We start from the raw sequence: 11726 nt of genomic DNA, 5'->3' as shown, positions 1-11726 counted from the left end.
ATTAACCTTTCTTAGGAGCTGGTTTGCCCGCCTGGATTTTAAGGATCAAAGTCACCTCATCACCCACAACCGGACCGGCTTCCACAACACTGCTCCAGTTCAGACCGAAATCCTTGCGGTTGATCTTGCCGGTCGCAGTGAATGCCACTTTGTTGTTACCGTAGGCGTCGTTCACGTCACCCAGGTACTTGGCATCCAAAGTCACTTCTTTAGTTTTACCCTTCAAGGTCAAATCGCCAACAATTTTCAGATTGTCCGGCGTGCCAGTGATCTTTTTTGTGACAAAGGTCATTTTAGGATTTTTGGCCACATCAAAGAAGTCCGGGCTTTTCAAGTGATCGTCACGATCTTTGTTTTCGGTGCTGATGCTGGCCACTTCGATGTTCAATTTGGCTTTGGATTTCTCAAGTTTTGCGTCCACGTCCAAAGTTCCATCAAATTGAGCAAAGCGACCTTCCACCGTGGAAATGACCAAGTGAGGAATCTCAAAGCCAATTTTAGAGTGGGCAGGGTCGATGTTGTAAGAACCCGCCGGGATGGATTTAGCGAATGCGGACATACCAGCCAAGGTAACCAGGGAACCAAGAATAAGTGCTTTCATGTGAATTTCTCCTTTTATGTTGTTTCAACGGACTTAGTATCGTGCGTTTTTGATTATTGCGAAAGGTGACATATTCGGAATATACTGTTGCATATATGGAACAATTAGATCTCAATCAGATACGCACCTTCGTCAAACTTGTTCAAAGCGGCAGCTTCACCAAAGCGGCAGAAGTTTTGAAGCAACCCAAGTCCCGCGTCAGCCGCAGGCTGTCAGCGCTGGAAAAAGACCTGGGCGTGCAGTTGATTTACCGCACCACTCGGCAGTTCCAACTGACCGAAATGGGACGCATCTATTACGAACGCGCTCGCGGTCTGATTGAAGGCCTTGAAACCCTGACCGGCGAGGTCAGTGAATCCACAGCGGAAATTTCGGGCGTGATTCGGGTCACAGCCTCGGACGATATGGGTGTGAAGCAGCTTCCGCTGATTGTGGATGAATTCACCAGACAGTATCCACGGGTGCGCTTTGATCTGTATTTAACTCAAGCCTATGTGGATCTGGTGAAAGAGTCTGTCGATGTGGGGATTCGTATCGGAAACCTGAAAGACAGCTCCCTGCGGGCGCGTAAGATCGGAACGGTCAGAAACCTGCTGGTGGCTTCGCCGGGGTTTTTAGAGCGCTATCGTGTGGGGGAGGATCTGGCCAAGCTTGCAGCGGCGCCTTTTCTGGGTTTGACTCAGCAACCGAAGCTTGAAGTGGTGCGCGGGTCTGACGGCAAACGTTTGACGTTGAAGACCAATCCCATCGTGACGGCGAACAATCCCGAGATGTTGTTGAATCTGGCCCGTCTGGGAAAAGGCTATGCGTTTGTGCCAGAGTTTTTGTGCAAGGATGAACTGCGTGACGGTCGTCTGGTTCAGATTCATAAACATCTGCGCGGGGATGAAGTGTCGGTCAGCCTGGTTTCACCCGACACCAAAGAGACTTCCCAGAAGGTGAAGCGCTTCATGGACTTTGCGTATAAACGTTTGAAGGAAGTGTATTTCGCTTAAGACAGGACGCTTAAAAGCATCTTGTAAAGGCCTGAGTATTCAAAGCGCAGAAGAGCCCAGATCGTCGCGCACCACAAGGTCGCCAGTAAGCCCATCAAAACCAGTTGCGGCAGATTGGCAAAACTGACTGAGTTGCGCGGGCGGTTTAGCATATCATCAATCTGACCGCGTTCCTGGCTTTCTTTGAACTTGCGGGCCAGGCCCTGTGCCAGCACGATTCTTTGCTGCATTTCAAGTTTATAGAAGTGGACCCCCACGAGCATGCGGGAATCAGAAATGTTTTCAAGTCGCGTGACGATTCCATAACATGCCATCTGGCGCGAACCGGGTGGAGTGAACTGAATTTTCACGACTTCGCCCAGAAGCGGGCACAGATCATCCGGAGCAGTGAAGGCCAGACCCGTCAAAGAGACGTTTTTGATTTCGGTGCCTTCTTCCCACGGGACTTGCTTCGGGCCCGCGACACGAACCAGGCTGTCGTCCTCAGTATTGAGAATGTAGCGTGGTGATCGGCCGTGATAGCGAGCAAGACTTGTCATAGTCTACTTTTCGGCCCGTTGCCGGTCTTTCTGAAGCAAAAGGGCTGTCTCGAATTGAGAAATTTCAGCCGGGGAAGTGTTTCCAGCCCTTGAACTCTTTAATCTCTTCATGGTGATCGGGATGGGTCACAAAGACGCGAGGATCTTCAGTGAATTGCCCAATCATCTTCCATTCCGGGAAATGTTCATAGTCCTCAGGGTGGATCGCCATGAGAAGTTCGTAATCCTCGCCGCCCCAAAGCACAATGTCCTGTGGATTCAGATGCAGGTCCACTGCAAGGCTCTGGCTTTCGGTATGTAACGGAAGATTTTCAGCAAACAAATGAAAACCGCAGTTTTCAGGACGCAACAACAGGGCATCATTGACCAGGCCGTCACTGCAATCCATCAGGGCATGAATGCGGTCGTGATGTTTTTGCAGCTTCGCGACCAGATCCAAGCGGGGTTTCGGACGTAAATGCCGTTCTTTGGCGGCTTCAAAGCCGGCCAAATTTTTCTGTAAAGCAGTCATGCCGGTGAAAGAAAGCCCCAGAGGGCCACTGCACAACAACAGGTCTCCGGGTTTTGCACCTTTGCGGGTCAGTGGGTTTTCGCAGGACCCGTGCACGCTGACATCCGCCACCAGGCGGTCGGGGGACGCTGCCAGATCTCCACCGGCGACTTGCATGTGATAGTCATCAGCCAAACTGGTCATGCCTTTATAGAAATCGTCAAGCCAAGATTCATTCAGTTTTTTCGGCAGGGCCAGGGACACCTGCGCAAAATGAGGAAGTGCGCCCATGGCGGCGATGTCACTTAAATTCACCGCGAGCGACTTATAGCCCAGATCAAAAGCGCTGAAATAGTCGAGGTCGAAGTGAACTCCCTCGACCATCATATCCTGGCAGATCACCGAATAGCCCGGATAGTTCCTGAAAACGAAGGCGTCGTCACCCAGCGGCACTTTGGTGTGATCATTTTGACGCTGGACCCGATACCGGATGCGATCAATAAGCGACCATTCTTTTGGAGTATTTTGCATGTCGTTGTTCCTGGTAAGACATTGCTAAAGAAGTCGCTTTATTGTGAAATAAGGAGGTTAGGAGTCAAGGAGGATTCTTTTGAACACGCCCAAAGCGGCTTCGCCGAAACGCACATCGAAAAAGAAATCTACACGCAAGCCGAAGGTTGTCGAACATCCTCTGTCATCTGAAAGTCTTTTTACCAGTCGCGAGATTGGCTGGCTGAATTTCAACAGACGAGTGTTGGCTGAAGCTGAGGACGCACGCAATCCCTTGCTGGAACGGGTGAAGTTCTTAAGTATCTCCGGATCCAATCTGGATGAATTCTTTATGAAGCGGGTCGGCGGTCTGAAGCGCCATATGGCTTATGGAGTTTCTGCCAAATCATCTGACGGGAAAACCCCGATGGCCCAGCTTCAGGAAATCCGTCAGTTCGTGATCCCGATGATTCAGGATCAGGCGCATGCCTACAACAAGGTGCTAAAGCCCGCCTTGGAAAAAGAAGGCATCTGTCTGCTTTCCTGGAAAGATCTTTCGGACAAAGAAAAAGAAAACGTCAAAAAGTACTATAACCGCAATGTCTTCCCGGTGCTGACTCCGCTGTCGGTGGATCCGGGGCATCCATTCCCGTTTATCTCGAATCTTTCGATTTCATTGGGCGTGACTCTGAAACATCCGGGCAACGAAGAAAAGCTTTTTGCCCGCGTGAAGATTCCCAAAGTCCTGCCGCAGTGGATTCGCACTGACGCTGAAAACAAAGACCATCGCTTTATCAGTCTGTTGGACGTGATCAAAGAAAATCTGGCGGATCTGTTCCCGGCCATGCAGGTGCTGGGAGTGATGCCGTTTCGCCTGACCCGCAACGCTGATTCCGATCAGGATCAGGAAGATGCCGAAGATTTGCTGGAGGCGATCGAAGAAGAATTGCGCCAGCGTCGTTTTGCCGAAGTGGTTCGCCTTGAACACGGGCCGAATCCAGACCCGTGGATGCTTAAATTTCTGATGGAAGAGCTGGAGCTGGTTGAAGAGGACATCTATGAAACCGCCGGTCTTTTGGACTTCACTGATTTGGGTGTGATCTCGGATGTGAATCTGCCAAAGCTGAAGTTTGAGCCTTACACTCCGGTGGTGGGGCCGGCTTTTGCCGAAGACGGTCACGGCATGTTTAACGCCATTAAGATGGCGGATCAGTTGGTGCATCATCCTTATGAAAGTTTCGCCGCGTCCGTGGAAAAGTTCATCCGTGTGGCCAGCGAAGACCCCAAGGTTCTGGCGATCAAGATGACCTTGTACCGCACGGGCGACAACAGTCCGTTCATCCGTGCTTTGATCCGCGCGGCCGAACAAGGAAAGCAAGTGGTGTGCCTGGTGGAACTGAAGGCGCGCTTTGATGAAGAGCGCAACATCTATTGGGCGACTGAGCTTGAAAATGCCGGCGTTCACGTGGTGTATGGGGTTGTGGGTTTGAAGACTCACGCCAAGACCGCGTTGGTGGTTCGTCAGGAGCAAGAGGGCTTGCGTTGTTACTGCCATATCGGAACAGGGAACTTTAACGTGGCGACCTCCCGGTTCTATACGGATCTGGGGTTGTTGACGGCGCGCGAAGAAATCACCAACGATGTGGTTGAGTTCTTCCACTATCTGACGGGACGGTCTTTAAAGAGCAACTATCAGAACCTGCTGATTGCTCCGGTGAATATGTTCTCGCGCTTTAAGGCCATGATCGAGCGTGAGGCCGAGCATGCAAAGGCGGGGCGTCCGGCGCAGATCATTGCCAAGTTTAATAACTTTGAAGAAAACGACATCGCCGTGGCCCTGTACGCGGCTTCGCAAAAAGGCGTGGATATCGAGATGATCGTTCGTGGTTTCTGCTGTCTTCGTCCGGGGGTGCCGGGCATGAGTGAACGCATTCGTGTGACTTCGATCATCGGCCGCTTCCTGGAGCATTCTCGACTGTTTTATTTCCGAAACGGTGAAAAAGACCCGGTGGATGGGGAGTTCTATCTGGGCTCTGCCGACTGGATGTATCGCAATCTGCACGCCCGGGTCGAGGCCATCGTGCCGGTTTTGGATCGCAGCTTGAAAGAAAAGTGCTGGGAGATTCTGAATCTTTGTGTGAAAGAACAGCGCCAGTCCTGGGAAATGAAGTCTGATGGCACTTATGTACGTCACAACTCGCAGGATGTCGGCTTGCATCAAACCCTGATGCAAATTGCGAAAGCCCGGGTTACATTTGTGGACGAAAATACCAGTTCATCCACCAGTTCAATTTCGGAGTAGTGCCTAAGTGGAATTGATCATTATCCGTCACGCAGTGGCTGAAGACAAAGAAGAGTTCGCCAAGAAGGGCCAGGAGGACTACCTGCGCCCGCTGACCCTGAAGGGTCGCAAGCGCATGCAGAAGGTCTGCGTAAACCTGCGTGATTATGTGAAGGAAATCGACCTGATTGTTTCAAGTCCGCTGACCCGTGCGCGGCAGACGGCCGAAATCATTTCCCAGATTTACTATGAAACCAAAGTGGTCGAAGCACCCGAACTGGTGCCGCACAGTCCTCCGCAGGCGTTCTTGAAATGGCTGCGTGTGCAGGGGCGCAATTACAAACGCATCGCCGTTGTCGGCCATGAGCCGCACTTGAGCGTTTTTGCCAGTTATATGCTGTCTTTGAAGGCCGAGAGTTTTATTGATCTTAAGAAAAGCGGCATTATCGGACTTGAGCTGGAGTCTTTTTCGTCAGCCGAAGCGGGCCGAGCACAGCTTTTGTACTCGATCCCGCCCAAATTCCTTGCTGATTAAGGTGTGAATTTCAGGGACTTGAAGAACGCCTCGGAAGAGTCTTCCGCGTCGTTGGAGTCGTGCTGAATCGTGATTGCCACGATTTCAAAGTCATTCACATTTCTATCCGGGAAGGCTTTCTTCAGGTCTTCCATCAGGTTGCGCTTATAGTTCTGGGCTTTACCCAGCATGTCCTGGTTGTTCAGCAGAAGCTGTTTCGCCTCAGGCAGTGTTGCCACCACGATATTTTTGTTCGAGTACCAGTTTTCGTAAATGGAACCAGCCTGACGAACTTCACCGTTCACTTCGTCACCCCAGTAGTAACCGAACAAGATCACCTTGTCGTTCTTTGGGTCAACCAAAGTGCGGTCGCCGTTGGCTTTGCCGTCACGGATGGTGAACCAAACCTGGAAGGCAGAGTCGTCTTTGCCGGTTTTGCCTTTTACCGGGTCAGCGCCTTTAACACCTTTGGTAACTGCCAGTTTCAGATCCATCGTTGAGAATTCCGCCGGAGAGAATCTGTACGCCATCGTCGTCAGACGGATGGAGTTGTTTTTACTTCTCATCGCAGCCCAGTCTTTTTCACCGTTGAATTCAGCAGTGATGTAACCGGAATCCTTGTTGTCATCCATGCCACCCGGAGTGCGGGATTCATAGTTGAACTGGTGATCCATGCGGAAGTGAACCATGTTCTGGTGGTGGTATTCGATGTTGATACCTTCAGGCATGTTGGACTTGGTCGCAGGGGACACCTTCACGCCAGCCATCACATCCGGAAGTTTTGCCACGTCCAGAACCGCATACGGATCGTAACGCAACTGGGATTGTGGCAGTTTCGTTTTCACTTCATAGCTGTCAGCCGGATCCACGATTGCTGGCAATGCCTGACGGTTTAGCTCGTAAGAGTTTCCGTATGGCAGGAAGTCCACCAGATTTTCGTGGCCCAGGTGCATAACCTTGGCAACGCCCGGTTTACCCAAAGAATAGTAAGCGCGGTTCTTGATCGGGGAGGCATTCGCCGCAGAAAGGATCACGCGGGAGTTCCATTCCAAATTGGCGTTGTCATCGGTGATGTTGGCTTCCGCCAGCGCCGTCACCAGACCTTTCATGAAGGCCTTCTGGTTAAAGCGGGAAGACAAGATACCAGCCAGGTGATCGGCTTTGATGGTGCCCATGTCCACGGCCTTCAAACGAGCCGGGAACTTGGAAGAAGACACCGTCACGACACCGTCGTTGTTTTCTTCGAATTGACCGATGATTTTGGTGGCTTTCATGAAGATGTGAGAATCTTCAGGGTCACTTTCAAAGGTCACAGAGAAGTAACGAGTCAGACCGATCAAAGATCTTTCGTTCTTTCTCCAGAAAGAATCCATCGCCGTCGGGGAAATGGACTTGGACGCGGTTTTTTCAGTCTGGCAGATCTCCGGACCTTGGTTTTCAGAAAGGGCTGAAACCAGGGCAAACGGAACGTCGGTCGTGTTCAGGATGCTGGAACCATGCAATGGAGCCGCGACAGACACAAAGCCTTTTACGTATGTGGACACGAAGCTAGGATTTTTAACAAAAGCATGAAGTGTATCCACCGCACCTTTAGAATAGCCCAGGAACACATAGCGAGGAGCCTTGTGGCCACGCTGCAAGCGCATTTTATAGTCGTCACGGATGTAGTTCATGATGATGTCGGCGTTCAGGTCGCTCGCGCAAGTGGATTCCACTGGCGGCTGGATCACACGCAGGCCCAGATCGTCCTGCAGGGCATTCAGACCCAAAGAGAAGATCTCTTTGTCGAAGATGCTGTTATAGATGCCTGGAACGTACACCAAGGTCACGTCTTCCAGCTTGGAGTTGTAGATCTTCGTCAGTGGTGTTGGATAGATGCGGTCTTCAAGGTCTGCTTCCTTGATGGTTTCTTTCAGCAGTTGTTCCGCCGCACTCGTTTTGGTTGCTTGCTTCACGTCAGTCAGTTTCGCGAAAGAAGCTGCCAGGGATTCTTTGGTGGAAACCCAGTTTTTCGCAAAGACCATGTCGCGTGTTTCTGGCAGGAATGGTTTTTCCTGAACCACGATGGATTTTTCCAGCAGGTATGGAAGCTGGTACATTTTCATGACGGCGCGTTTGGCTGGCAGCACGAATTTCGCGATGTCACCCATGATACCGCCGGAAGTCAGGTCGGTGGTTTTCAGATCCAGGTTTGCGGTTTTGGTATCCTGAAGGATGCCGACTTTGGCTTTTACCTTTTCAATGCGTGGATCGTTCATGAGGTTTTCAACTGAACCTGCAGTCAGAACCGCATCCGTCACCGCACCGATGTCTTCTGGGCTGATCATGGTGTTGACGTCGAACTTGGAGATATCAAAGTTCATTGGGCTCATAGAGCTGGAGCCTGGTTTTTGGAACGGATCGAACTTGAAGGCATCCATGAAGCTCTTGATTTCAGACACCAGGAAGTAAGGACGCGTGTCAGACACGAATCTTGTCAGGTGCTGGAAGATGCGTTTTTGGGAAAGATCTTTGGCTTGAGTCTCAACACCGCGGCGGGAGTTGATGTTGACCTCTTGCAGGGCTTCGCGGCCGGACTTTTCGTGGCGGGCAGCGGTGTTGCCGAACAGTTCTTTGGCTTCGATACCGAAGAATGGAAGGATGTCTTTGGAGCGTATCTGGCCAGGGATGATGCGTTTGGTGGAAGCAACCAGGCCGAAGCTGGAAGCTGCGGTCAAAGAGCCGTGAGTGCGGTACATTTTAGTGAAGCCACCCAGAGCGGATTTGATGTAGTGACCGTCTTTCAGGGTCAGGATGAAATCCGGGAAGTCAAAATTGCGCTCAGAAGCCGACTCAATCAGACGGAAGATAGAGTCAGGATATTTAGTAAGGGCTGTGATTTTTAAAAGCTGATCGGCTTTCATACTTTTGGGAGCGGCCTTAGTGGAGTGATACTCCTTGGGAAGGCCCAACGGATTTCCCATCTCTGGATAGTAGTAATACAAGCCATTCTTCTTATCAAATTGGACCTTCGCCCCGCCTGTGGAGGTTTCTACGGTCATTAGAGTGTCCGAGGCGTTGTTGCGGTTGATGTAGACCGCCATGTCGAACCAGTTTGCTTTCTTAAACTCTTCGATCAGGCGAGGCATTTGTTTGCGGTCTTTCAGGTAGACAGGACCCCAGGTGCCCAATGCCATCAAAGGCACGGCCACGTCTTTGGGGTCTTTTAATTGTTGAACGTTGTTGAGGCCGGCACGGGAGATAACTTCGCCGATATCCACACCCATGAGTTCCATTTCAGCGGTGCCTTCCTGAAAACGGCCGATGTTGCCGTGGTCGGACACCAGAACAACTTCAAAGTCTTCACCTTTGTCCTTGAAGTTTTTGATCAGACGTTTGATTTCTGAATCCAGGATTTTCATGACCGGGAACAGGCGGTCTTTTTGAGTGTGGGCGGTAGAGTCAATTGCGCCGATATATCCTGTCAGGACCGGCTTTGATTTCGCTGCGGAAAGCTCATCCACAACAGTTTTGATTTCAAGTTTTGGAACCTCTTCTGTGGGGAAGTACATAAGAGCTTCGACATATGGATTAAAGAAGGATTCGAAGGCCCCCATATAGTACTTTGGGGAAGCCAAACGACGGTAGTAGTCGCGGGGATCGCCCTGAATTGACTGGGAGGACTCATCGAAATAGGTAGCTTCAACAGATTTAATACGTCCGGCGGCTCCAAATATGTCGGAGGTGTGTGTGACGGTGGCCCAGGACAAGTCAGTCATAGATGGAAAAGGGGCGACGTGTGCTCCGAAGCTTGAGAATTCTTTGAAGAGTCCCTGCTTTTGGGCTGTTGCAAAAGCGTTGTAGCTTAGACCGTCGACTGCGAGGAAAATCGTTTTGGATTTTTTCTGAGCAGCAGGTCGGGCCACGGTCTTGATGTCGCTGGCTTTTAATGGAATGTCGAAGGCATGGGCTGTGGTGGAGCCAAAAGCAATGATCGTGGAGATAAAGCTCATTGCCAGAACATTCTTATAAGACTTTGCGGACTTCATAGGAACCCCTTTAAAAAGTTGTCTCACTATGAATAAAGGCAAGAGCGGTGCCAAAGAAGCTTCGCCATCTGAATTAAGACAGACTTAAAACCGAATCTGATAAAACCACTGTCTCACTCCGGGACCAGTGACATTTCACTCACCACACTGTCAGTTTTATACCTCCTCCCCCTGTCTTCCGGGACCCTCGCCCCAGTCTATCCCCAGGACCAAATCACCGAGTCAAATCCCGCCCGCCGCCAAAGTGGATCTTTCTTCATAATGGATTCCACCACCATCAAGCCTTGTTCGACGTTCCTTTCTATATACTTCCGCACAATTCCGAACCCTCGCCCCATAGAGGTGACACGAGTGAAGGGGCGAAGGTCCCACATGCCGGCGGATTTGAAGATCATTTTAGAGATGGTGCCTGTCAGTGCGCTGATAAAACTGACATAGGCTTTGCGATTAGGGACGCGGATCAATATATGGATGTGGTTTCCGACATTGGCAAAGCTGTAAAGTCTCACCTTGAAACGAAATACAAATCTTCGTGTGTATTTCAGAAGCATTTTCCTGTTCGCCGGATGCAAAAGGGACCTTCGCCCGAAGGCTTTGTTGCTCTTAAGTACCAGGTGAATCGGTTCATAGTTGGAAAGTGGTCGCTGGCTTCGTCGTTTGCCTTTAGAAAGTTCTCCTCCATAAGAGGTTCCATTGAAGTCATGTTTAAGATCGCCGCCAAAAGAAAAGTGTTTTGCCATGTGCAACTCCTTGATGAAGAGCCATAGCTGCAAAGCGGGCGAGGGTCCCAAAAGCAATGAGGGTGGTGGTGGCGGAACGGATGGGGCGAGGGTCGGAAATCAGGATCAGAGCATGGACCAGATCAGGCCGTCGCGCAGGCCGACGTTGGGGATCAGGATCTTTTCGGTCTCTGCCTGGCGCATGATGGTTTGGACCAGCATGGCGGCCGGGACGATGACATCGGCGCGGTCGGGGCGAAGGTGCAATTTTTCGATGCGGTCTTTGACCTTGAAGGTGCGCAGGCGGTCGATGATTTCAGTCAGCTCGGCCAGGGTCAGGAATGATTGGGGGGATTTCTTTAGCAACTCGCCCTTCAGTTGACCCAGGCATTCAAGATTGCCACCGGTGCCGATGGCGAAATCCACCGGGTCGTGATCGCAGTTCTTGTAGATATGCTCGCCCAAAGCGCCGATGAATTCGCCCATGATGATATTCAGATGATTTTCATTCAGATTTCGTTTGGCCAGATTTTCCAGCACGCGCACGGTGCCCATTGGGAATGACTTGGTCGCCAGCATCTTCGGCCCTTGCGAAAAGGTCACCTCAACACTGCCGCCGCCAATATCAATCAGCATCGACTTTTTGTTGTCCAGATCCAGCTCTTTACGAACAGCCAGATGAATCAGGCGACCTTCCTCGGTGCCATCAATAACCTCGATCTTGATGCCCGATGTTTTATAAATCAGATCCACGAACTCCTTCTGATTTTTCGCTTCCCGACTGGCAGAAGTGGCCACCGCCCGGCACTTGGTCACACCCAGTTCACGGTTGGTCAGGGCATAGCGCTGAAAGGTGGCCTTGGCGATGTCCAAAGAGGCCGGCGTGATCACCCCTTGAGTGAAAACGTCATGCCCCAGGCGGACAGCGGCGCGGTACTTCTTCACGATATGCAGGTGCGGAGCTTGCTCATGAACGTCGGCAATCATCATGCGAATGGCGTTGGACCCGATATCAATGGCGGATATACGACGTGACACGTAAAGCTCCCTTTCCTTGGCAACAGTATATA

General features: G+C 51.1%; 9 protein-coding genes. 3 read left to right on the top strand and 6 right to left on the bottom strand.

Annotated features, from left to right (window positions below):
- Window position 1 precedes the first annotated feature (1 nt).
- Window positions 2-601, bottom strand: a complete 600-nt coding sequence (locus B9G79_RS13575) for a YceI family protein (RefSeq protein ID WP_038450985.1) — start codon at window positions 599-601, stop codon at window positions 2-4.
- A gap of 95 nt (window positions 602-696) precedes the next feature.
- On the opposite strand from B9G79_RS13575, the gene B9G79_RS13570 reads away from it, so the two are divergent.
- Window positions 697-1596 carry a LysR family transcriptional regulator gene (locus tag B9G79_RS13570; RefSeq protein WP_088565990.1) on the top strand — a complete coding sequence of 300 codons (900 nt, stop codon included), beginning with the start codon at window positions 697-699 and terminating at the stop codon, window positions 1594-1596.
- On the opposite strand, the gene B9G79_RS13565 is transcribed toward B9G79_RS13570, so the two are convergent.
- Together B9G79_RS13565 and thiL are read right to left on the bottom strand one after the other, a co-directional pair.
- Window positions 1593-2135 (bottom strand): PilZ domain-containing protein, encoded by a 543-nt coding sequence (locus tag B9G79_RS13565; protein ID WP_088565989.1) that lies wholly within the window; start codon window positions 2133-2135, stop codon window positions 1593-1595. The two genes, B9G79_RS13570 and B9G79_RS13565, sit on opposite strands and share 4 nt — an antisense overlap.
- A gap of 64 nt (window positions 2136-2199) precedes the next feature.
- Window positions 2200-3156: a thiamine-phosphate kinase gene (gene thiL, locus B9G79_RS13560; RefSeq protein WP_088565988.1), complete on the bottom strand. Its 957-nt coding sequence runs from the start codon at window positions 3154-3156 to the stop codon at window positions 2200-2202.
- Between the two features lie 79 nt (window positions 3157-3235).
- Here thiL and ppk1 point away from each other — a divergent pair, with 79 nt between their 5' ends.
- Window positions 3236-5416 carry a polyphosphate kinase 1 gene (gene ppk1, locus B9G79_RS13555; RefSeq protein ID WP_088565987.1) on the top strand — a complete coding sequence of 727 codons (2181 nt, stop codon included), beginning with the start codon at window positions 3236-3238 and terminating at the stop codon, window positions 5414-5416.
- Window positions 5417-5423: 7 nt separating this feature from the next.
- Window positions 5424-5930: a SixA phosphatase family protein gene (locus B9G79_RS13550; protein ID WP_011163546.1), complete on the top strand. Its 507-nt coding sequence runs from the start codon at window positions 5424-5426 to the stop codon at window positions 5928-5930.
- Here B9G79_RS13550 and B9G79_RS13545 read toward each other — a convergent pair.
- From B9G79_RS13545 to B9G79_RS13535, 3 genes are all read right to left on the bottom strand, one after another.
- On the bottom strand, window positions 5927-9937 hold the full coding sequence (locus tag B9G79_RS13545; protein ID WP_088565986.1) for a DUF3047 domain-containing protein: 4011 nt from the start codon (window positions 9935-9937) through the stop codon (window positions 5927-5929). The two genes, B9G79_RS13550 and B9G79_RS13545, sit on opposite strands and share 4 nt — an antisense overlap.
- Before the next feature lie 197 nt (window positions 9938-10134).
- Window positions 10135-10677: a transposase gene (locus B9G79_RS13540; RefSeq protein ID WP_088565985.1), complete on the bottom strand. Its 543-nt coding sequence runs from the start codon at window positions 10675-10677 to the stop codon at window positions 10135-10137.
- A 105-nt stretch (window positions 10678-10782) separates the two neighbouring features.
- Window positions 10783-11694, bottom strand: a complete 912-nt coding sequence (locus tag B9G79_RS13535; protein ID WP_232468682.1) for a Ppx/GppA phosphatase family protein — start codon at window positions 11692-11694, stop codon at window positions 10783-10785.
- Window positions 11695-11726: the final 32 nt, after the last annotated feature.

This window comes from Bdellovibrio bacteriovorus (genome assembly GCF_002208115.1).
Lineage (GTDB): Bacteria > Bdellovibrionota > Bdellovibrionia > Bdellovibrionales > Bdellovibrionaceae > Bdellovibrio > Bdellovibrio bacteriovorus_C.
Note: the sequence above shows the minus strand (reverse complement) of the source record. Positions and strands in the feature narration are given on the sequence as shown.

What these genes read in the sequence shown, in the direction of transcription:
- B9G79_RS13575 (WP_038450985.1), bottom strand. Translation starts at nt 601, where the DNA reads ATGAAAGCACTTATTCTTGGTTCCCTGGTTACCTTGGCTGGTATGTCC.
- B9G79_RS13570 (WP_088565990.1), top strand. Translation starts at nt 697, where the DNA reads ATGGAACAATTAGATCTCAATCAGATACGCACCTTCGTCAAACTTGTT.
- B9G79_RS13565 (WP_088565989.1), bottom strand. Translation starts at nt 2,135, where the DNA reads ATGACAAGTCTTGCTCGCTATCACGGCCGATCACCACGCTACATTCTC.
- thiL (WP_088565988.1), bottom strand. Translation starts at nt 3,156, where the DNA reads ATGCAAAATACTCCAAAAGAATGGTCGCTTATTGATCGCATCCGGTAT.
- B9G79_RS13545 (WP_088565986.1), bottom strand. Translation starts at nt 9,937, where the DNA reads ATGAAGTCCGCAAAGTCTTATAAGAATGTTCTGGCAATGAGCTTTATC.
- B9G79_RS13540 (WP_088565985.1), bottom strand. Translation starts at nt 10,677, where the DNA reads ATGGCAAAACACTTTTCTTTTGGCGGCGATCTTAAACATGACTTCAAT.